Here is a 21,366-nt window from a genome sequence, read left to right as displayed (position 1 = left end):
ACGACCTGCCTCCATGCCGTCCCCTCAGGTGGCAGAGCAGCTAAAGCTCTCTGCCTTGGCGGGGTCTCCCGTGCCGTTGTAGCGCGGGAACTGCGGGAACTCGCACACCGGGCGCTGCAGCACAGGCGTCTTGCTGCCCGCAGCAAACTTGGTGGCCACCAGCTTGTCGGGCGCGGTCTGCTTTTCTACCCAGCTGTCCAGGGCCGTGAGCAGGTCGATGGAGAGCGGGTCGGTGCCTGCACCATCCAGGTTGTGGCCCACGGATGGTGAGGTGAGCATGCGCGCAAAGCCCCGTGCCTTGGTGGCGCCCACCTGTTGCTTCATCGACTCAAAATAGTCGGCCGTGCGGTACACCGATACGCAAGCATCGGCCAGGCCGTACCAGATGAGCAGCTTGCCGCCGTTGTCCGCGAAGGCAGAGATATCGGGGTTGGTCGAATCGATCATCTCGGCCAGCCGCAGGTACTGCGACGGGAAGCGGGTCGGGTCGTGGTCGAGCAGGCTGAGCTTGGGGTTGCCCTCCACCAGGCGCGCGGCCTCTTGCGCCGCCATGAAGTTGAACGAATCCCGTGCGGCAAAGCTGTTGCCGAACATGTAGTCCTTCCAGTCTGACGTGGAAGCACCACCCCGCCCATAACGGGGGTAACCCCGTGCGCCCCGCGAGAGCGTGACAGGTGTGTCGTGGTCGGCGTAGATCAGGCGGATGGATTCGATCTGTCCAGCCGTCAGGCACGTATCGTTTTCGGCCCCGGTGCACAGCAGCTCGGTAGGCACGTAGTTACACGCCGCCACATTGCCGATGATGCCGTCCTTGAGGCCATCGAGTGCATCGCAGGCCGCCGTCTCGGCCTTGGCATACAGGGCGACCTTCTCAGCGCTCAGCCAATTCTCGGGTTTGGAAAAGATGTGCTTGAGCACCGTAGGCCCCAGGTTGACCTGGTGCGCCTGCTGGCTGATGGCGGGCTCCATGGCGATCACGCCGTCGTAATCCTTGGGGTAGCGCTGGGTCGCGGCCAGGGCCGATCGGCCGCCGTTGGAATGCCCCATGTGATAGCGGCGCACAGGCCGTTTTCCGTAGAAGTCGGTCGCCATCGCCGTGCCCACTTCCAGCACCAGGTGGTTGGCTTCAAACGCATGGTTGCGCAGCGCTACGTCGCTAGAGCCCCATGAGAAGCCTGCTGGCCCGTGCCCCGAGTCCGAGCTGATCTTGACGTAAGGGTTGGCCGATGGGCCGACGAGCTGCTGGTAGAACACATCGTCCGTGGGGATGAAGCCATCGAACCCGCCGCCCCCGATGGTGAGCGTTTTGCCATTCCACAGGCTGCCGCTGGGCAGCTCCACCGCCCAGTGGATGGTGGAATCGGCCGACGAAACGATTTCGCCACGCACGATGCACACGTCTGGCAGGCTGCCGTTGGATTTGCGGACCTCCGTGGCCGTGACCTTGGCACCGCCGGGCAATGCAGCCGGGCGGTAGGTGGGGCAGGCTTCGGCCAGAGGGCGGGCAGAGGGCGATGGCGTGCCGCCGCTGCCGCCGCCGCAGGCGCTCAAGGCCAGCGCGGCCACAACAGCCAGCGCTGTGCCCGCAGCGTTGCGTGCCAGCAAGGCCCTGCCCGGCGAGCGCAACGCAGACGCGTGAAAGGTGGGGGAAGTCATGTGCAAAGTCTCCATATGTCGTGATGGTTTTAGGAGCCCTGCTGGCGGTATGCAGGCAGATGGGCAGAGTGCCCCACATGCCTGCCGCTGCAATGGCTCCGGGCGCCACGATAGGAGGCCAGGGGCACAAATAAGCCTCTGCAAATGCAGAGGGGAAGGGAAAGTCCTGAGCGCACGTTCTGAGCCCCTTCAGCCTGTGCCGCGAAGGAGGAAGGCCCCTATTTGCGCAGGGCGCTCACCAGCTCGACCTTGTTGCGCACGCCCAGCAGGCCGTAGGCACTGCGCAGATAGGTGCGCACGGTGGCGGGTGACAAGCCCAGTGCCAGCGCAATGTCTTTGTACGAATGCCCGTGCGCATACAGCGTGGCCGCACCCAGCTCACGCGGTGCCAAAGGCGACTGCGACGGTGGCTGCGCACTGCCCGGCTGGCGCACCACCAAGCTGATGAGGACCAACGGGCCACAGGCCTCAAACCGCAGCCGGGTGCTCTTGCCCAGCGCCACGGTGCCAGGTAGCTTGCACAGCCCCGCATGCAAGGCGGCAGGCAGTGCGGGGCCGAACCACTGCGGGTGGGCCTGGTGCAGCGCCTGCCCCAGGCGCAAACCCACGTAAAGCAAATTGCCATCTGGCTCGGCCAGCGCATGGCCATCCCACGGGTGGGCCGATGGCAGCGCCTGCAGGCGCTGCAACGCATGGCGCCAGTGGCACAGCAGGTGGGCAACAAACTCTCCAAATAACTCTGCCTCCTGCCCCGAGAACGGCGGGCCTTGCGGTGGACGGTAAACAGAGACGAAGAACATCATCCCACTGCCCGGCAGTTCCACCGTGATGGCCATGCAGTGGAACAGGCCGTGGCGGCGGCAGAAGGCTTCCAGCTCCGGGGGGATGGCGCCGGGCGCATCCGGGCCGTTCTCGCAGATGACCTCACCCAGGCGCTCCATGGACATGCGCGCAAACTCATCGCCCGCCGCCAGCGCGTTCCACTCCTGGGCAAACCGCTGGCTCAGGCCGATGCTGCCATGCAACCAGTTGCGCGGCGCAGCCTGTGCATTGCCTGCGGACACTTCGCCCCACCATGCTGAATCAAACGGCACCAGCCGCTGCAACAGGTGCAGCGCGTCGTGCAGCATCTGCTGCGGCGGAGTTTGATGGGCCAGTGCCGTCAGATCCAGCAGGCTGGCGCTGAGGGCTTGCAAGGGTGGCAGGGGCGGCGCGTGCAGCCAACGCTGTGGGCGGGGTGCGCTGCCAACGGTGGGGGGCATGGGGCGTCTCCTGGTTATTTTTCATAACCAATGTACCGAAACACCCAGGTGCTGCGTACCCGTACATGCCCTGCCGCAGACGCGAGGCCCATCGGCGTGCAAACGCCCTCAGCGCAGTACATATTTCAGGTCAAATCAGGCTCTAGCGATTATTCAATAAGCGCCAGCAGCTATTAAAAATGTAGCAAATCACCGCAAAATCAGTGGAACTCCAGGCGCACATACCCCGCCTGTGCAAGCGCTTCAGAGCCGAAGCTGCCCCATCATGGGCAATGCCACGGGGACAGTCTGGCTCCGTCCCCAGGCCTCAGTGCCCGCCAAACGTCCCCACCTGCCGCAACCCGCCCGTCAGGCCCCACAGGCTGATGCACCAACCGTCACAGCCCTCCACCACCACCAATCCAGGCAGGTCATTGCCGTCGATGTCGACATAGCTCTCGGGCGCGCCCGGCACCTCGCCCATGTAGACGTAAGCGTCCTGCTTGCGCACAAACACATGGTGCCGCTGGGCTTCGTAGAACGCATTCACATCGCGCACCACCTTGCCCGGCACCACCAACGTGGTGCGCGCATCCGCCGCCGCCTGGGGCAGACGAACAGACATGGCCGATTCCCAGCGCAACTGGGGCTGTAGCCAGCCAAAGCGGCGCGTGTCGGATTGCAGATAGGCTTGCAGCCCGGCGCGGTGCTCAGGCTCGATCTTGCGCACATCCCACCTGGGCGTGGCGGGTGGCGTGAGTGAAAAAAGGCCGTACTCCCGGCGGTCACTCTGACGTGCAAGACCCTGCACCGTCACCCCCACAGACTCCCACTCGTCAGCGCCTGAAGCGTTCTTAAACACCTCGGCCTTGCACTGGTACTTGGCCCCGGTCTGCAACGCAAACACGGCCTTGCCTGTATTGCAGTGCTGCGCCAGTTGCTGCAGCGGTGCCTTGTCATTGAACCGCGCAATCACCTGCTCCACATCGGGCGTCAGCATGGCAAAGAAGAGGCCGCCACGGGTGCTGTGGCTTTCTTTTTCCATGCCGGCGAAGGCGGGCAAGGTGCAGGCGAGGGCCAGCAGGGAGGCAAGCAGACGTGGCAAGGTCATGGCAGCTTCTTATGGATAACTAGGGGATGCTAACGCGATGGGGGCTGGCAGCGTTGGGCCAATATTCTGCGATAACGTCGACGCCGAACTTCACGGGGGTATGTTGACCCTTTCCAATTCCGAACTCCGACTCCTTGTAGATATAGTTCGCCGATACGGCACATACCAGCAAATCTCTCTGGGTTTCCGCAATACACGCGCTAGCAGGACTAAGCCATGCACATTCGTTGCGAGTCTGATTTCTACGTTTCGATCGAGAGTGCAGAGCCTTCAAACGAAGACGTCCTCGTCATCGTTAAAGCCAGATGCCCCGGATTCCATGGCGAGATTGACACCTGGATTGCCCGAGATGCTTGGGTTGGGTTTTGCAACCAGTTGGCGGTCCTGAATGAACATCGCCAAGGTCAAGCTACTGTCGAGAGCATCAGCCCCAAGGAATTGCACCTCATTGTCCGATCCATAGATCGCTTAGGTCACATGGGGGTGGAAGGCGAGCTAGGCTATCGAGGTGTCCATGGCGAAACCCATCTTCGTTTCTCGACCATGGCATTTGATCCATCGACGCTTCCGCAGCTTCTGACTGAGGCACGTGAAATCGCGGGCTAAAAATCGACCGCAGCGGACCGACACCATCCTCGCTGGCTGGCCTGCTGAATTCAGATTTTGAGCGACCACTTTCATTGCGGCTGAACGGCTGCGCCGGGCCGATATCCGCCGTCATTTCATGGCGTTAGCGCCAGGGATTTTTCCGTCTACCTGAATAAGTATCGACTCATCGAGTTCGACGACCTCGAATCGACCGCCTTCTCGCTCATAGACTTCACCCGACAGAAATTGAACAACCGTCGAGCCGATCAGGGCATGGATCTCAATGACATTGCTTGTTGTTCCATCCCGTCGAAGCTTCAGGATTGTCATGAGGCCTGTCGGAAGTTCAGAAAGCTCCCGATGTCTAAAAATGCCAGACGAGGAATCAATCCGCATTAGCCCTTTGTCCATGGCTGAGCCCACGTAAAGCCCGTGCACCCCAGTTCCATCTTCGCACTGTGATTGCAAGGAAAGCGTTTGCCCGTCAGCAAGGGTCACGCAGACATCGACAAACTGCAGATAGGGGACATTCGGATGGCTCCACACAATCTCGCCTGGAGCGAAAGACGCCATCCCAGAGGCGTCCATTTCCCAGCTACCGCCCTCGGCCAATGCCATCTCGCAGCCCGTCCAGCGGACAACTACTTGTTGATCAAGCTTAGAAACCGAGTTGGGTAAAACAGTGATCATCAGCTGTGGTTGAAAAAAGCAGGCGCTAATTTTGAACTGAAAAAGCGAATGTCCGTGCTGGCTGATAGCAGCTAGCCACTCCAACACAAACAACGGGCCACTGCTTATTGCATTGGCCTCGCTGGTAACAAAACCCCTTCACATAACAGACACCATGGGCAGCGCGCCTTGCGCGCACCGCCCAACAGCGCCTGCAGTGTCAGAACATCACGCGTTCATGATCGACACCAGGCGTGTATTCAAGTGCGCCTCAATGGCTTCCGTGCCGCCTTCTGAGCCATAGCCCGAATCCTTCAAGCCACCAAACGGCAGCTCAGCCGCAGGGGCCGCAGCCTGGTTGATCCAGAGCATGCCCACTTCCAGGCGCTGGGACAGCAAGTGGGCGTTTTTCAGCGAGGTGGTGAAGGCGTAACCGGCCAGGCCAAACGGCAGGCGGTTGGCTTCGGCGATGGCGTCTTCGATCTTTTCAAAGCCACGCACGGCTGCCACGGGGCCGAAGGGTTCTTCGTTAAAGATGCGGGCCGACAGGGGCACGTCGTTGAGCACGGTGGGCTGGAAGAAGTTGCCTTCCGATCCAATGCGCTGGCCACCGACAGCCACCTGGGCGCCGTGCTGCACGGCGTCGGCCAGCAAGTCAGCCATGGCGGTGATGCGGCGGGGGTTGGCCAGAGGGCCCATCTGTGTGCCTTCGGCCAGGCCGTCGCCCACTTTCAAGCCCTGCGCGTGGCGGGCCAGTGCGGCCACAAATTCACCGCGGATGCTTTCGTGCACCAGAAAGCGCGTGGGCGAGATGCACACCTGCCCCGCGTTGCGGAACTTGGCACCGCCTGCGGCGCGGATGGCCAGCTCAACGTCGGCGTCCTCGGCCACGATGACGGGGGCGTGGCCGCCCAGCTCCATCGTCACGCGCTTCATGTGCTTGCCAGCCAGGGCCGCCAGTTGCTTGCCCACGGGGGTAGAGCCGGTGAAGGTGACCTTGCGGATGACCGGGTGCGGGATGAGGTAGTTGGAGATTTCTGCCGGGTCGCCATAGACCAGGCCCACGGTGCCTGCAGGCAAGCCTGCATCGGCAAAGGCGCGGATCAGCTCGGCGGGGCTGGCGGGGGTTTCTTCAGGCGCCTTAACGAGGATGGAGCAGCCTGCGGCCAGGGCGGCAGCGAGCTTGCGCACCACCTGGTTGATGGGGAAGTTCCACGGCGTGAAAGCGGCCACAGGGCCCACGGGGTCCTTGATCACCAGCTGCTGGGCCTTGAGGTTGCGCGAGGGCACGATGCGGCCGTACACGCGCTGGGATTCGTCGGCAAACCATTCGATGATTTCTGCGGCCGACATGGTTTCGACCTTGGCTTCGGCCAGGGGTTTGCCCTGCTCTTGCACCATGATGGCGGCGATGGCGTCGGCGCGTTCGCGGATCAACGCAGCGGCGCGGCGCATGGTCTTGGCGCGGTCCACAGCGGGGATGTCGCGCCAGGCTTCAAAGCCTTTTTGGGCGGCTTCCAGGGCGCGGTCCAGGTCGGCCTTGCCCGCGTGGGCCACCCGGCCAATTTCCTTGCCGGTGGCGGGGTTGTGCACGGCAATGGTCTTGCCGTCCGCAGCGTCCTGCCATGTGCCTGCAATGAAAAGACGGGTGTGGGGGTAGCTCATGCAAAAACTCCTGTGGATGGAACAAAAGACGGTGGCCAGCCCCGGGCCGGGCACCCTGGTGAATCTGCTTGAGCCCCAACAAGGCGTTGGGGGCCAAGCGCGCCCCACACTATAGGCGCAGCGCCAGCGGGCCGCCGTGGTTGTATGACAACCCGAGGCGAAGGTGGGGGTACTTGCCCCCTGCCCTTCGCACCCTGTCCACGCCCGCCGTCGCGCTGCGCCCTCGCCTGCAGGTCAGGGGGCTGCGGCCACACGCGGGGCCGCATCGCCCCAGTCGCCACCCAGGGCCCGGATGAGCCCCACCGTGGCCGTGTACTGCGCGGTGCGCACCTGCAGCGCCTGGCGACGGTTGCGCAGTTCGCTGCGGCGGGCGTCCAGCAGTTCCAGCTGGCTGACCAAGCCGTTGCGGTAGCGCGTGTCTGACAGCTGCGTGGCGCGGCGGGCGGCCGTCACTGCGCGGCCTTGTGCCTCGGCCTGGCCAGCAAGCCAGCGCAGCGAAGCCAATTGGTCTTCCACCTCGCGGAAGGCGGTGAGCACCTGCTCGCGGTGGCTGGCCAGGGCCTGCTCCAACCGGGCGTTGGCGCCCTGCACTTGCGCGTCGCGCTGGCCGCCGTCCCACAGGGGCAGCGAGAGCAAGGCACTCACGCCCCAGGCGCGGGCCGACCACTTGAAGAGGTCGCCCAGCTCGGGCGATGCGTGGCCCGCATTGCCCGTGAGCGTGATGGCCGGGAACCAGGCCGTTTGCGCCACACCCACACGGGCCTGCGCGGCCATCACTGCAGTCTGCGCAGCCGACACATCGGGCCTGCGGGCCAGCACGGTGCCAGGCACGCCGGGGGGGATGACCGGCAGGGCAGCATCGCTGGCAGCGGCGGGCAAGGCAAAGCCGCCAGGCACCTCGCCCACCAGCACGGCCAGGGCGTTGGACAGCAGCGCCTGCTGGCGTTGCAGGGCCAGGGCTTCGGACTCGGTGGCGGCCACCTCGGTCTGCACGCGGGCCACGTCCAGTTCGGCCACATCACCGGCCTGCTGGCGGCGCTGCGTCAGGCGCAGGGTGTCTTGGTACGCGGCCAGGCTTTCATTGACGAGTTGCAGCTCGGTCTGCGCAGCCCGCAGCTGCAAATAGGTTTGCGCCACGTCGGCCTGCACCAGGAGGCGCGTGCTTTGCAGCAGCGCGGCGCGGGCATCGGCATCCAGCCGCGCAGCATCGCTGGTTTGCGACAGCTTGCCAAACAGGTCCAGCTCGTACGACACATTGAGCCCGGCCGTGCCCAGTGTGGCGGGGGTGGCACTGCCCGTGGTGGCGGCACCGGCCTGGCGCGTCACGCCCGCCGATGCGCCCACCTGCACCGAGCGCGCAGCGTCGGCCGAGCGCAGCAGCGAGCGGGCCTCGGCCAGCCGCCCAGCGGCTTGCTGGATGCTGGTGTTGGCGCTGCCTGCGCGCTGTACCAGGTCGGCCAGCGCCGGGTCCTGAAAACCCAGCCACCACTCGCCGCGGGGTTGGGCCTCAGCGGGAGGGGCTACCGTCCAGGGGGCGGGCGGCACGGCGGCTTGCTGGCTGCCTGCGCTGAAGGACTCGGGCACGGGCACACCGGCGTGCGGTGCGGGCACCACCGGCTGTGTCATGCAGCCGGCCAGCACCAGCGCTGCGACCAGGGGGGCCAGCAGGCTGCGCCTGCGGGCTGCGGGGGTTGGCACGGCCCCGGGGTGATTTGCGTTGTCTGTCATGTTGAATCTCCTGCCGGGCCCACAGCCCCGGTCTTCCAGGGCTGTGGGCGGCTTTGGGCGCAGGGCCTGGGCCCATTGCAAATAGCTCAAAGGCACAAAGGCGTTCAGGCACCTTCATGGGGGTGGCGGGGCGCTGCCAGCACGGGGTGCGCGGCACTGCCTGCGGCGTGCGGAGCATGCGAGATGGGCGCCACATGCGCGCCATGCTCCACCAGCGGGCGGTTGCCTGCCAGCTTGCGCAGCAGCACGTAGAACACGGGTGTGAGGAACAGGCCAAAGGCTGTCACCCCAATCATCCCGGCGAACACGGCCACGCCCATGGCGCTGCGCATTTCTGCGCCCGCACCGGTGGACAGCACCAGGGGCAGCACGCCCATCACAAACGCCAGCGAGGTCATGAGGATGGGGCGCAGACGCAGGCGGCTGGCCTCAATGGCGGCCTGCACGGGGCTGCGACCCGCAAACTCCAGCTCGCGCGCAAACTCCACGATCAGGATCGCGTTCTTGGCCGATAGCCCCACCAGCACGATGAGCCCGATCTGCGTGAACACGTTGTTGTCGCCCTTGGTGAGCCACACCCCCGTCATCGCCGCCAGCAGGCCCATGGGCACGATCAAGATGATGGCAATGGGCAGCGTGAGGCTTTCGTACTGCGCAGCCAGCACCAGGAACACCAGCAAGATGGCCAGCGGGAACACCAGCACCGCAGAGTTACCCGCCAGGATTTCCTGGTAGGTCAGCTCGGTCCATTCAAACGTGATGCCCTGGGGCAGCGTCTCGGCTGCAATGCGCTCGATAGCGGCCTGGGCCTGGCCCGACGAGAAGCCGGGCGCAGGGCCACCATTCACATCGGCGGCCAGGTAGCCGTTGTAGCGCATGGCACGCTCAGGGCCAAAGCTGGGCTCGATCTTCATCAGCGCAGACAGCGGCACCATCTCGCCCGTGCTGGAGCGCACCTTGAGTGCAGCCACGTCCTCGGCCCGCGCGCGGTAGGCCGCATCGGCCTGCACGCGCACGCTGTAGGTGCGGCCAAACTGGTTGAAGTCGTTGGCGTACAGGCTGCCCAGGTAGATTTGCAGGGTGTCGAAGATGTCCGTCACGGGCACGCCCAGCTGGCGCGCCTTGGTGCGGTCGATGTTGGCGTACAGCTGCGGCACGTTGACCTGCCAGCTGGTGAACAGCCCAGCCAGCTCGGGCGTCTGGTAGGCCTTGCCCATGAAGGCCTTCACGGCGCCGTCCATGGCTTCGTAGCCCAGCGAGGCACGGTCTTCGATCTGCAGCTTGAAGCCGCCGGTGGTACCCAGGCCTGCCACGGGTGGCGGCGGGAACATGGCGATGAACGCTTCCTGGATGCTGCCAAACGCCTGGTTCAACTGCATGGCCACGGCACCGCCGCTTTGGTCAGCACGGGTGCGCTCGGCAAAGGGCTTGAGCGTGACGAACACGATGCCCGAGTTGGAGCTGTTGGTGAAGCCGTTGATCGACAGGCCCGGGAAGGCGATGGCGTCTTCCACATTGGGGTTGGTCTTGACGATTTCACCCATGCGGCGGATCACATCTTCGGTGCGGTCCAGCGTGGCGCCATCGGGCAGCTGGGCAAAGCCCACCAGGTACTGCTTGTCTTGCGCAGGCACAAAGCCGCCAGGCACCACCTTGAACAGGCCCCAAGTGGCACCCACCAAGGCCAGGTAAACGACCAGCATCAGCGCCTTGCGGCCAATGACGCGCTTGACGCCACCGCTGTAGGCGTCCGAGCCGCGCTGGAACACGCGGTTGAAGGCGCCAAAGAAGCGGCCCAGCACCTTGTCCATGCCGCGCGTGAGCGCGTCCTTGGGTTCGTGGTGGCCCTTGAGCAGCAGTGCGCTCAGCGCGGGTGACAAGGTCAGCGAGTTGATGGCCGAGATCACCGTGGAGATAGCGATGGTGACCGCAAACTGGCGGTAAAACTGGCCCGTGAGCCCGCTGATAAAGGCCAGCGGCACAAACACGGCCACCAGCACCAGCGCAATCGCGATGATGGGGCCAGAGACTTCACGCATGGCGCGGTAGGTGGCTTCACGCGGGGTCAGGCCCGCCTCGATGTTGCGTTCGACGTTCTCGACCACCACGATGGCGTCGTCCACCACGATGCCGATGGCCAGCACCAGGCCGAACAGGCTCAGCGCGTTGATCGAGAAGCCCAGCAAATGCAGCACCGCAAACGTGCCCACCACCGACACCGGCACGGCCAGCAGCGGGATGATGGAGGCGCGCCAGGTCTGCAGGAACAGGATCACTACGATCACCACCAGGGCGATGGCTTCGATCAGCGTCTGGATGACGGACTTGATGGACGCACGCACGAACTGTGTGGGGTCGTACGCAATGCGGTACTCCACACCTTCGGGCATGTTCTTCTGGATCTCGTCCATGGTCTTGCGCACATTGGCCGAGATGTCGAGCGCGTTGGAGCCCGGGGCCTGGAACACGCCCATGCCCACGGCGGGGTCGTTGTTGAGCAGCGAACGCAGCGAATAGTCGGCAGCACCCAGCTCCAGGCGGGCGATGTCGCGCAGGCGTGTCACCGCGCCGTCGGCGCTGGTCTTGACGATGATGTCGCCAAACTCTTCCTCGGTCGTCAAACGGCCCTGGGCGTTGATGGACAGCTGCAGGTCCACGCCCGGCAAGCCGGGCGATGCACCCACCACACCGGCAGCCGCTTGCACGTTTTGCCCACGGATGGCAGACACCACATCGCTGGCCGAGAGGCCGCGCTGCGCTACCTTTTGGGGGTCGAGCCACACGCGCATCGAATAGTCGCCGCCGCCAAAGATCTGCACCTGGCCCACGCCGCCAATGCGGGCGAGCCGGTCCTTCACGTTGAGAACGGCGTAGTTGCGCAGGTAGTCGATGTCGTAGCGGTTGTTGGGCGAAACCAGGTGCACCACCATGGTCAGGTCCGGCGCGCTCTTGACGGTGGTAACACCCAGGCGGCGCACTTCTTCAGGCAAGCGCGGCTCGGCCTGCGAGACGCGGTTTTGCACCAGCTGCTGTGCCTTGTCCGGGTCGGTGCCCAGCTTGAAGGTCACCGTCAGCGTCATCACGCCATCGGTCGTGGCCTGGCTGCCCATGTAGAGCATGCCTTCCACACCGTTGATGGATTCCTCCAGCGGCGTGGCCACGGTCTCGGCGATCACCTTGGGGTTGGCACCTGGGTACTGGGCGCGCACCACCACAGACGGCGGCGCGACCTCGGGGTACTCAGAGATGGGCAGACCGCGCAATGCGATGAGCCCCCCCAGGAAGATGAGCACCGACAGCACCCCGGCAAAGATGGGGCGGTCAATGAAAAAACGGGACAGGTTCATACAAATATTCCTGATAGCTCAAATCACTCGCTGCGCTCACACAGCGGGCGACTTGGTGGCGCCTTGGGCTTGCTTGCGCTCACCGGGCACCTCTGCTTTGGCCGACATGGGCACGGCTTGCGGTGCCAGCACAGCACCGGGGCGCACGCGCTGCAGGCCGTTGACCACAATGGTCTCGCCCGCCTTCAGGCCCGAGGTGACCACGCGCAGGCCGTCCACCGGGGCGCCCAGCGTCACCTCGCGGTACTCGGCCTTGTTGCCTTCGGCCACCACCATCACAAACTTCTTGCTCTGGTCGGTGCCCACGGCACGCTCGTTGATGAGCACCGCCTGCGTGTTGCGGGCCTGGCCCATGCGGATGCGTGCAAACTGGCCGGGGATGAGTGCGCCGTCGGCGTTGTCAAACACCGCACGCACGCGCACGGTGCCGCTCTTGGCGTCCACCTGGTTGTCAATCAGCTGCAGGTGGCCGGCGTGCGGCGTGCCGCCACTGGTGCTGGTGCCCGTGCCCATTTGCACAGGGATACGCTCCAGCAACTGGCGCGCACTTTGCCCCTTGGAGCCGCTGCCCAGGTCTTGCAGGGCCTTCACCACGATCTGCTCGTCGGTGTCAAAGCTCGCGTAGATGGGGCTGACAGAGACGAGCGATGTCAGCACCGGCGCGCCCGCACCGGCGGACACCAGGTTGCCCACCGTGACTTCGGCGCGCCCCACGCGGCCCGCCACCGGCGCGCGCACCTGGGTGTACGACAGGTTCAGGCGTGCGGTTTGCAATGCGGCCTGCGCAGCGCGCAGGTTGGCATCGGCCTCGCGGTGGGCGTTCTGGCGTTCGTCGTGCTCGCGCTGGGCGATGGCGCTTTCTTGCAGCAGACGGGTGGAGCGGTCCAGCTCACTGCGGGTGTATGACACCCGGGCCTGCGCGGCGGCCACCTGGGCTTCGGCGCGGTCCACCTCGGCGGCGTAGGGGGCGGGGTCCACCGTCACCAGCAGGTCGCCCTGCTTGACGAGGGCACCCTCCTTGAAGTGCACGGCCTGCAGCGCACCCGCAACGCGGGGGCGCACCTCTACGCGCTGCACGGCCTCCAGGCGGCCCGAGAACTCGTCCCACAGGGCTATGTCTTTTTGCAGCACAGCGGCCACCGACACGGGTACGCCCTGCGGGGCGGCCCCTGCCGTGGGCGATTCAGCGTGCGAGTCTTGCAGGCCCAAGGCCGTGCCCCCCACAGCCACAGCCGCCGCAATGGCGCCTGCCGTGGCCCACCAGCGGCGGCGGGGCGAAGAGAGAAGTGCGTTGTTCATGGTGTTTTCCTCCGTGTCATTGATTCGGTTCATCAGGTCTGTCCAGGTCTGCCGGGCATGCCGCTGGTGGCGGGCCCGCAGGGCTCAAAAGGCTCTCAGCGCCATTCGGAGCTGTCTCAAACGCCCCATACAGGAGCGCGGTGCAAAGCACAAAAATCCAGGCAAAGCACATCCCTCCGGCACTTCGGGCCAGATTCAAAATAGGTTGCGAAATCCAAGGGCAAGGCTGCGCCCAGCCAGCTCTGCAAGCAGGCTGGGCCAGCGGCGATCAAGCGCCGGTCCAGGGGTCAAGTCATCGGTGCGATCTGTGTCAGGACGGGGCCCGACATCGGGTGGCTTCAAAAAACCGCCGGAACTCCTCTTGCACCGCACCGGCGCAAGGGCATTCGTGCGGGCCAGTCTCCAGCAAAGGCTCTGGCCATTTCTCGGCCTTGGCAAACACATGCTGCGTCACCACCAAGCCTGCGGCACGCAGCCGGGCGGCATAGGCCAGGGCCTCGTCGTGCATGGGGTCGGTGTCACCCACCAAAATCAGCGTGGGGGGCAAGCCTGCCAGGCGGTGCGCAGAAGCCGGTACCGCGTAGGGGTGCTCGGCATCGCGTGGGCAGCGCAGGAAGTTGCGCCAGCCCTCCACCCACTTGCAGTCCACCGCGTCACCTGTCACCTGCCGCTGCGAGGCTGTGCCCACGCAGGGGTCGAGCATGGGCGAGAGCAAAATTTTCCCAGCCAGCGGAGGGTGGGACTGGTCACGCGCCATCAGGGCCACGGCGGCAGCCAGGTTGCCACCAGCCTCTTCGCCCGCCAGGTACACCAGCGCGCCCTGTCCGCCCAGCTTCGTGCGGTTGCGGTGCACCCACTTGAGTACGTCGTAGCCGGTGTCCACGGGTTGTGGAAACGGAGTGAGCGGGTAAGCCACCGACACCACCACGGCGCCAGCGCCTTCCAGCAAGCCACCCACGGTGCAGCCATTGTCCAGGTCACCCGACACAAAGGCGCCGCCATGAAAGTGCACCACCACTGGCGAGGTCTGGCCCGTCTTCTTGCGGCCGTACATGCGCACCGCCACGCTTTGGCCGGCAGCCAGTTCAATGGCGCTATCGACACAACGCGCTGCGGCTGGCTGCACCTTGGGTGCGGCGGCTGGCTTGGACTGCGGGGCGGGACGGGGGGCGTCGGGTTGCATGGCATGGCCCCGGAAAGGGGACCCTAAATCTTGGGATGGTTGAAATGTACCGACACAGCAGCACCTGATAAACCCGGCAAACACCACCGCAGTGTTTCCAAAAGCTCAACAATCAAGCCATAGGTTGCGTGTGAGAATTCTTCAGCCCCCGCAGAACAAAGTTCTGCGGGGGCTGATCAACCCGTTTCGAGGAGGGGCCATGGACCAAATTCAGGCCATGCGCATATTCACCCGTGTCGTAGAAGCAGGCACATTCACGCGGGCAGCCGACTCTTTGTCGCTGCCCAAAGCCACCGTCACCAAGCATGTGCAGGCGCTGGAGGAGCGACTGCGCGTGAAGCTGCTCAACCGCACCACGCGCCGCGTGACCGTGACGGCCGACGGCGCCGCTTACTACGAACGTACGGTGCGCCTGCTGGCCGACCTGGACGACATCGAAGCCAGCATGACCAACGCCCGCGCCAACCCGCTGGGGCGGTTGCGGGTGGACGTGGGCACCTCGGTGGCGCAGTTGCTCATCATTCCGCACCTGGCCGAGTTCCAGGCCCGCTACCCCGACATCCAGCTGGACCTGGGCGTGAGCGACCGCACGGTGGACCTGATTGGTGACAACGTGGACTGCGTCATTCGCGGCGGGGCGCTGAGCGACCAGTCGCTGGTGGCGCGGCGCATCGGCAACCTGGAGTTCCTCACCGTAGCGTCGCCCGACTACCTGGCGCGCAAAGGCACGCCCGCGCACCCCCTGGAAGTCGAAGAAAAGCACTCCAGCCTGCTGTATTTCTCGCCCCAGTCTGGGCGGCACTACCCGCTGGAGTTCCGCAAGGGCACCGAGTCCATCGACATCCACGGGCCGTACCAGGTCAGCGTGAACGAGGCCAATGCCTATGTGTCTGCAGCGGTGCAAGGCCTGGGCATCGCGCAGATCACCAGCTTTCAGGCGCAGCGGCACTTGCAAAGCGGTGCGCTGGTACAGCTGCTGCCTGAGTGGACCCAGCCCTTGCTGCCCGTCTATGTGGTGTACCCGCCCAACCGACACCTCAGCGCCAAGGTGCGCGCGTTTGTGGACTGGGCCGCAGAGCTGTTTCAGCGCGAACCTTACATGCAGCGCACCGAATCGCCTTCGGCGTGAGAACCTGTTCAAAGGCCGGTGCCCACAGCATCCAGTCGCTTTATGCTCTGGACCTATGAACACACCCCAAGCGCCCCAGGGGCCGCAGCCCCACAGCACTGACGCGCCAAACGGCACCAGCCCCGTGGCCGCCCCCTCCACCACCCCCAAGCCCACGGTGGCCGCCCCTGCCCCACCCGCCAAGCAGGCGCGCAATCCCTTGCATGGCATCACGCTGGAGGCCATCGTGGTGGCACTGTCAGACCACTATGGCTGGGCAGAGCTGGGCCGACTGGTGCCGGTGCGCTGCTTTCAAAGCGACCCCAGCGTCAGCTCCAGCCTGAAGTTTTTGCGCAAGACGCCGTGGGCGCGCGAAAAGGTAGAGAGCCTCTACCTTTTCATGCTGCGCCAGCAACGGCGCAACGGGTAAACCGCGCCTGGCGCAGTGGTCAGCCTCAGTCGCTGACCGCCACCAAAAAGTCGCGGCTGATGCCCGCGCCCAACTCGTTCACCTTGTCCAGGAACTGGGTCAGGAAGGCATGCAGGCCCTGCGACAGGATCTCGTCGATGCGGCCATATTGCAGATCGGCCAGCAGACGACCTGCGCGGCGCTGGGTTTCTGAAGAGTGGTCGTTGGCCAGCACGCTCAGGTTCTCCACCACTTCGTGCAAGCTGGCATGCAACGAGCGGGGCATGTCGCGCCGCAAGATCAGCAAATCCGCCACCCGCCCGGGCGTGATCACGTCGCGGTACACCTTGCGGTAAACCTCAAACGCCGAGACGCTGCGCAAGATAGCGCTCCAGTGGTAGAAGTCGTTCTCCTGGTTGCGCTCGCTGGCGCGGCCAAAGAAGTCGTTCTGCACAGCATGGAATTTCACATCCAGCAAACGCGCCGTGTTGTCGGCCCGCTCCAGGAACGTGCCCATGCGCAGAAAGTGAAACGCCTCGTCTTGCAGCATGGTGCCCAGCGTCACGCCGCGTGAGAGGTGCGAGCGGTATTTGACCCATTCAAAAAACTGCCCCGGGTCGCGCTCAAACGCATTGCCTTCCAGCTGGCGGTGCAGCTCCAGCCAGGTCTGGTTGATGGTTTCCCAGACCTCGGTGGTCAAGGCACCGCGCACGGCCCGTGCGTTTTCGCGCGCTGCGCGCAGGCACGACACGATGGACGATGGGTTGTTGCCATCACGCACCATGAACTCCAGCACACGCTCGGGCGTCACCTCGCCATGCTTGGTGGTGTAGGCAGGGATCAGTTCGCTGATGGACAGCAAGCCCTCCCACCCCTCTTGCGCGGCCTCGGCAGCCTGGGGCAACAGCGAGGTGTCGTAGCTCACGTTGAGCATGCGGGCGGTGTTCTCTGCCCGCTCTGTGTAGCGAGACATCCAGAACAGATGGTCGGCAGTGCGGCTCAGCATGATTCGGTCCCTCCATTTCCCAGCACCCAGGTGTCTTTGGTGCCGCCGCCTTGTGACGAATTGACCACGAGTGAGCCCTCTTGCAGGGCCACGCGCGTGAGGCCACCGGCCACCATCTGCACTTCACGCCCGCTGAGCACGAAGGGGCGCAGGTCGATGTGGCGTGGGGCAATGCCACTGTCCACAAAGGTGGGGCAGCTCGACAGGCTGAGCGTGGGCTGCGCGATGTAGCCCGCTGGGTTGGCCAGCAGGGCACCGCGAAAGGCTTCGATCTCGGCCTGCGTGGCGGCAGGGCCGATGAGCATGCCGTAGCCGCCCGCGCCGTGCACTTCCTTGACCACCAGGTCTTTGAGGTTTGCCAGCACGTACTGCAGGTCGTCCTGCTTGCGGCACATCCAGGTGGGCACGTTTTTCAGGATGGGCTCCTGGCCCAGGTAGAAGCGAATCATCTCGGGCACATAGGGGTAGACCGATTTGTCGTCAGCCACGCCGGTGCCCACGGCGTTGCAGATGGCCACGTTGCCTGCGCGATAGGCCTCCATCAGGCCGTAGCAGCCCAGGGTGGACTTGGGCCGGAAGACCTGAGGGTCAAGGAAGTCGTCGTCCACACGGCGGTAGATCACGTCCACCCGCTGCAGGCCGCGCGTGGTGCGCATGTAGACGAACTTGTCGCGCACCACCAGGTCTTGCCCTTCCACCAGCTCCACGCCCATTTGCTGGGCCAGGAAGGCGTGCTCAAAGTACGCGCTGTTGTGCATGCCCGGCGTGAGCACCACCACGGTGGGGTCGTCCGCCGTGGCGGGGGCGCTGGCGCGCAGGGTGTCCAGCAGCATGTCGGGGTAATGCGCCACCGGCGCCACTTTGTACTGGCTGAACAGCTCGGGGAACAGCCGCATCATCATCTTGCGGTTTTCGAGCATGTAGCTCACGCCGCTGGGCACGCGCAGGTTGTCTTCGAGCACGTAGTACTCGCCCTTGCCCTGGGCATCGGGCGCACGCACGATGTCGATGCCTGCAATGTGCGCGTAGATGTTCTGCGGCACCTGCACACCGGCCATTTCGGGGCGGTATTGGGCGTTGTTGAGGATCAGGTCGGCAGGAACGATGCCCGCGCGGATGATGTCTTGCCCGTGGTAGACGTCATGGATGAAGCGGTTGAGCGCCGTGACCCGCTGCACCAGGCCCTGCTGCATGCTGCTCCATTCGTGCGCAGGAATGATGCGGGGGATGAGGTCGAACGGGATGAGCCGTTCGTTGCCCGCGCCGCCCTCGTCCTTGGCGCCATAGACGGCGAAGGTGATGCCCACGCGCCGGAAGATCATTTCGGCTTCGGCCCGGCGAGCCTGCATCACGTCAGGGGGCTGTTGGGACAACCACTGCGCATAGCGCTTGTAGTGTTCGCGCACATCGCTGCCTGCATAAGGAAGCGTGGCGTACATCTCGTCAAATTTCTGCATGAACTGGCCTCCTGCGGTCAGGATAGCAAGTTGTGCGCCCGACTCTCGGCTGGATGCCCCGAAACCAGCACAAACCCTGACAAGGGTCGAAGGCGAACGCCGTTGCGCGCCCCATCCTTCGGGGATCTCTCAGAACCTGCTCTCAGGGCACCGCGTGCTGCCAATACCGGCGCCCGGTGTCGCGCTCACAGGCCACGGCCTGGGGCTGCGCAGACGACCAGCTCGCCGCGCCGCAGCGGGCAGACTCCACCACCGGCACATTGCGCTGGGCATAGCGCTGCAGCACTTCGGGCGCGGGGTGGCCAAAGCGGTTGCGGTAGCCAGACTGCACCAAAGCAGTGCGAGGCTGGACGGCATCCAGGAACGCGCCGCTGGACGAGGTTTTGCTGCCGTGGTGCGGCACCAGCAGCACATCGGCCTTCAGGGGCGCCGCGCGGGCCAGCAGGGCCTGCTCTTGCGGGGCTTCGATGTCGCCCACCAGCAAGGCCACGGCCTGCGTGCCAGGCATGCCTGCGGCGCTGGCCACCCGCAGCACACAGCTCATGGTGTTGGGGCGAACAGGGCGATCAAGGTGGTCGCTGCGGTCCAGCTCAGCGCCCGTGGGGTGCAGTACCTCCAACGCCACGCCATCCCACTCCCAGCGCTGCCCGGCCACACAAGGGGTGGCCGGGCGCAGGGCCTGCAGCGCATGCTCGGCTTCGATCGAGCCCGTCAAAGCCGCTGCGGGCTGCTGGGCCAGCACGGCCGCCGCGCCTCCGGTGTGGTCGGCGTCGCGGTGACTGAGCATGAGCACATCCACCCGCTCGCCCAGTGCCCGCAGCAGTGGCACCAGCACGCGGTGGCCCGCATCGCTCTCGCGGCTGAAGCGCGGGCCGGCGTCGTACAGCAAGGTGTGCGTGGCCGTGCGCACCAGCACCGCGTTGCCCTGGCCAATGTCGGGCGCCAGCAGCTCAAACTGGCCCACCGCAGGCCGGGGCGCCTGCCAGCACAGCAGCGGCACCAGCAAGGGCACCGCCCACAGACGCAACGGCCAGGGCAGGCGCATGGCCAACAAACAGCCACCCAGCAAAGCCAAAGCGCCGGCCCATAACGGCGCAGCAGGCAAGAACACCACGGCCCAGGGCCAACTGGCCAGCCACTGCAGCCCGGCCGCCAGGGGCTGCAAGGCCCACGCCGCCAGCGACCACAGCGGCGCCCACACCACCCCGGCCAGCGCCAGGGGCGTGACCACCAGCGTGACCCACGGTATGGCCAGCAAATTGGCCGCAAACCCCACCACCGACACCTGGCCAAACAGCAGCAGGCTCAGCGGCGTGAGCGCCAGCGTCACCACCCACTGCTCTCGCAATAATGCATAAAAATGGCCTCTAGCGCTTTTCTGATAAGCGCTAGCAGCTACAAAATCAGTAGCAAACAACACCCCCACCGCCACAAAGCTCAGCCAAAACCCCGCCTGCCACAGCGCCCAGGGGTCCGTCAGCACCACGGCAGCGCAGGCCAGCAGCCACACCTGCGGCCAGGGCCAGCGGCGGCCGCTAAGCTGCAGGGCCGCCACCACGGCCAGCATGGTCACCGTGCGCTGGGCAGGCACACCCCAGCCGCTGAACAAGGCGTAGCCGCCCGCCAGCACCACGCCACACACCAGGGCCGCCGTAGGGGCAGGCACAGCCAGGCACAGGCGCCGCGAACGCCGCCACAGCGCCCCCACCACGGCCGCCGCCAGCCAGGCAAACAAGGTGATGTGCAGGCCCGAGATGCTCATCAAATGGGCCACGCCCGTGGCGCGGAAGATGTCCCAATCGGCACGGTCAATGGCCCGCTGGTCGCCAGTGACCAACGCGGCCACCACGCCAGACACACGCGCTGCGGCAGGCGCACCCAGCGCACTCGGGGCATCCTCGTCCCCCACGGGGCTGCCTGCCAGGCGCTGCACGATGGCATCGCGCACCGACTGGCGCCACTGCTCCACCGGGTGGCGCCAGGTGCTGGCCAACCGCTCTGGAGGCGGGTCCTTAGGCCCAGCACGGACGTAGCCTGTGGCCTGCACGCCCTGCTCCCACAGCCACAGCTCGTAGTCAAAACCGTGCGGGTTGCGCAGGCCGTGGGGGGCCTTCAGGCGCACCGTCATGCGCCAGCGCTCGCCCGCGCGCAACTCGGGCGGCTGGCGCTGCAAATCGGCCAGGCCCTGTGCGTCACGCAGCGCGCGGCCGTACCAAGACACATCGATCAATGCGGGCACCTGCGGCGCGGCGCTCTGCCGATCGGGTGGACGGGCCTTGCCCGGCGTCCCTGGCACCGTCGCCCATTCGGCCGACTCCACCTCCAGCCGCAGGCGCACACCGGCCTCGCTGCGCTGGGGCATGGCCGCCACCACTGCGGTGATGCGCAGGTCCTGCCCCTCCAGGGCCGCAGGCAGGCCCTGCGCGGCAAACAAGCTGGCCCGCAAGCCACACAGGGCAAAGGCAGCCACCAACCCCCAAGCCAGGGCAGCCACCCACCACCCCGCCTGCCACCTGGGCGCCGCCCCCACAGCCCCCAAAGCCCCTGCAGGCCCTGGGCGCAAAGCCCTGTCAAGCCATCGCCTGCGCAAGGATTTGCGCCACACCACGGCGGCGCCCGCCCCCAAGGCCCCCAGCAAAGCCCAGCCATACACCGCCACAGGCCACAGTACGGGTTGCCACAGTTGCAGGGCCGACCCCACCACCACACCCATGAGCACCGCAGGCAAGCGCCAAGGCTGGCGCGAATCATCGTGGCCCTCATGCTCTCCATGCCCGCCGTGCGCCCCTTGCCCCGTGGCGCCGCCATCGCCCTCCCCCACCTCACGGGGCAGCGGCGGCGGGACATTAGAAGGACTTATGGCAAACATGGGCTGATGCTAATGCGCCTTGCAGCAGCC

Annotated in this window: 15 protein-coding genes; 3 read left to right on the top strand and 12 right to left on the bottom strand. The window is 65.5% G+C overall.

Annotation, left to right across the window (positions count from 1 at the left end; translation table 11 throughout):
- Positions 1-24: 24 nt before the first annotated feature.
- The 3 genes from EAG14_RS05395 to EAG14_RS05385 all read right to left on the bottom strand — a co-directional run bounded on the left by EAG14_RS05395 (position 25) and on the right by EAG14_RS05385 (position 4,008).
- Entirely contained in the window at positions 25-1,656 is a 1,632-nt protein-coding gene (locus EAG14_RS05395; RefSeq protein WP_240456945.1) for a tannase/feruloyl esterase family alpha/beta hydrolase, read from the bottom strand.
- A 218-nt stretch (positions 1,657-1,874) separates the two neighbouring features.
- Positions 1,875-2,918 carry a helix-turn-helix transcriptional regulator gene (locus tag EAG14_RS05390; protein ID WP_121728286.1) on the bottom strand — a complete coding sequence of 348 codons (1,044 nt, stop codon included), beginning with the start codon at positions 2,916-2,918 and terminating at the stop codon, positions 1,875-1,877.
- Positions 2,919-3,225: 307 nt separating this feature from the next.
- Positions 3,226-4,008, bottom strand: coding sequence for a hypothetical protein (locus EAG14_RS05385; protein WP_121728285.1), 783 nt, complete (start codon positions 4,006-4,008; stop codon positions 3,226-3,228).
- Positions 4,009-4,224: 216 nt separating this feature from the next.
- Between EAG14_RS05385 and EAG14_RS05380 the strand changes: the two genes are divergently transcribed.
- The gene (locus EAG14_RS05380; protein WP_099741785.1) at positions 4,225-4,614 is read left to right on the top strand and encodes a hypothetical protein; all 390 of its coding nucleotides are present in this window, start codon (positions 4,225-4,227) and stop codon (positions 4,612-4,614) included.
- 111 nt (positions 4,615-4,725) lie between these two features.
- Here the strand turns inward: EAG14_RS05380 and EAG14_RS05375 are convergent, their stop codons facing one another.
- The 6 genes from EAG14_RS05375 to EAG14_RS05350 form a co-directional block, all read right to left on the bottom strand.
- On the bottom strand, positions 4,726-5,379 hold the full coding sequence (locus tag EAG14_RS05375; protein WP_121728284.1) for a hypothetical protein: 654 nt from the start codon (positions 5,377-5,379) through the stop codon (positions 4,726-4,728).
- 114 nt (positions 5,380-5,493) lie between these two features.
- Entirely contained in the window at positions 5,494-6,930 is a 1,437-nt protein-coding gene (locus EAG14_RS05370; RefSeq protein ID WP_121728283.1) for an NAD-dependent succinate-semialdehyde dehydrogenase, read from the bottom strand.
- A gap of 234 nt (positions 6,931-7,164) precedes the next feature.
- Positions 7,165-8,658, bottom strand: coding sequence for an efflux transporter outer membrane subunit (locus EAG14_RS05365; RefSeq protein WP_121728282.1), 1,494 nt, complete (start codon positions 8,656-8,658; stop codon positions 7,165-7,167).
- Positions 8,659-8,762: 104 nt separating this feature from the next.
- Positions 8,763-12,005: an efflux RND transporter permease subunit gene (locus EAG14_RS05360; protein ID WP_121728281.1), complete on the bottom strand. Its 3,243-nt coding sequence runs from the start codon at positions 12,003-12,005 to the stop codon at positions 8,763-8,765.
- 36 nt (positions 12,006-12,041) lie between these two features.
- The gene (locus EAG14_RS05355; protein WP_121730310.1) at positions 12,042-13,304 is read right to left on the bottom strand and encodes an efflux RND transporter periplasmic adaptor subunit; all 1,263 of its coding nucleotides are present in this window, start codon (positions 13,302-13,304) and stop codon (positions 12,042-12,044) included.
- A gap of 310 nt (positions 13,305-13,614) precedes the next feature.
- Positions 13,615-14,487, bottom strand: coding sequence for an alpha/beta hydrolase (locus tag EAG14_RS05350; protein ID WP_099656317.1), 873 nt, complete (start codon positions 14,485-14,487; stop codon positions 13,615-13,617).
- Between the two features lie 199 nt (positions 14,488-14,686).
- Between EAG14_RS05350 and EAG14_RS05345 the strand changes: the two genes are divergently transcribed.
- A complete protein-coding gene (locus tag EAG14_RS05345; RefSeq protein ID WP_099741790.1) occupies positions 14,687-15,616 on the top strand; it encodes a LysR family transcriptional regulator in 930 nt (309 codons plus the stop codon).
- Between the two features lie 55 nt (positions 15,617-15,671).
- Positions 15,672-16,025, top strand: a complete 354-nt coding sequence (locus EAG14_RS05340) for a VF530 family DNA-binding protein (RefSeq protein WP_121728280.1) — start codon at positions 15,672-15,674, stop codon at positions 16,023-16,025.
- Between the two features lie 25 nt (positions 16,026-16,050).
- On the opposite strand, the gene EAG14_RS05335 is transcribed toward EAG14_RS05340, so the two are convergent.
- The 3 genes from EAG14_RS05335 to EAG14_RS05325 all read right to left on the bottom strand — a co-directional run bounded on the left by EAG14_RS05335 (position 16,051) and on the right by EAG14_RS05325 (position 21,180).
- A complete protein-coding gene (locus EAG14_RS05335) occupies positions 16,051-17,010 on the bottom strand; it encodes an alpha-E domain-containing protein (protein WP_099656320.1) in 960 nt (319 codons plus the stop codon).
- Positions 17,004-18,467, bottom strand: coding sequence for a circularly permuted type 2 ATP-grasp protein (locus EAG14_RS05330; protein ID WP_121728279.1), 1,464 nt, complete (start codon positions 18,465-18,467; stop codon positions 17,004-17,006). The genes EAG14_RS05335 and EAG14_RS05330 overlap by 7 nt, the downstream gene beginning before the upstream one ends.
- Positions 18,468-18,609: 142 nt before the next feature.
- Positions 18,610-21,180 (bottom strand): DNA internalization-related competence protein ComEC/Rec2, encoded by a 2,571-nt coding sequence (locus tag EAG14_RS05325; protein WP_240457023.1) that lies wholly within the window; start codon positions 21,178-21,180, stop codon positions 18,610-18,612.
- Between the last annotated feature and the right edge of the window lie 186 nt (positions 21,181-21,366).

The organism is Acidovorax sp. 1608163 (genome assembly GCF_003669015.1).
GTDB lineage: Bacteria > Pseudomonadota > Gammaproteobacteria > Burkholderiales > Burkholderiaceae_C > Acidovorax.
The sequence above is the reverse complement of the archived record's forward strand: the minus strand, read 5'-3'. Positions and strand labels throughout refer to the sequence as shown.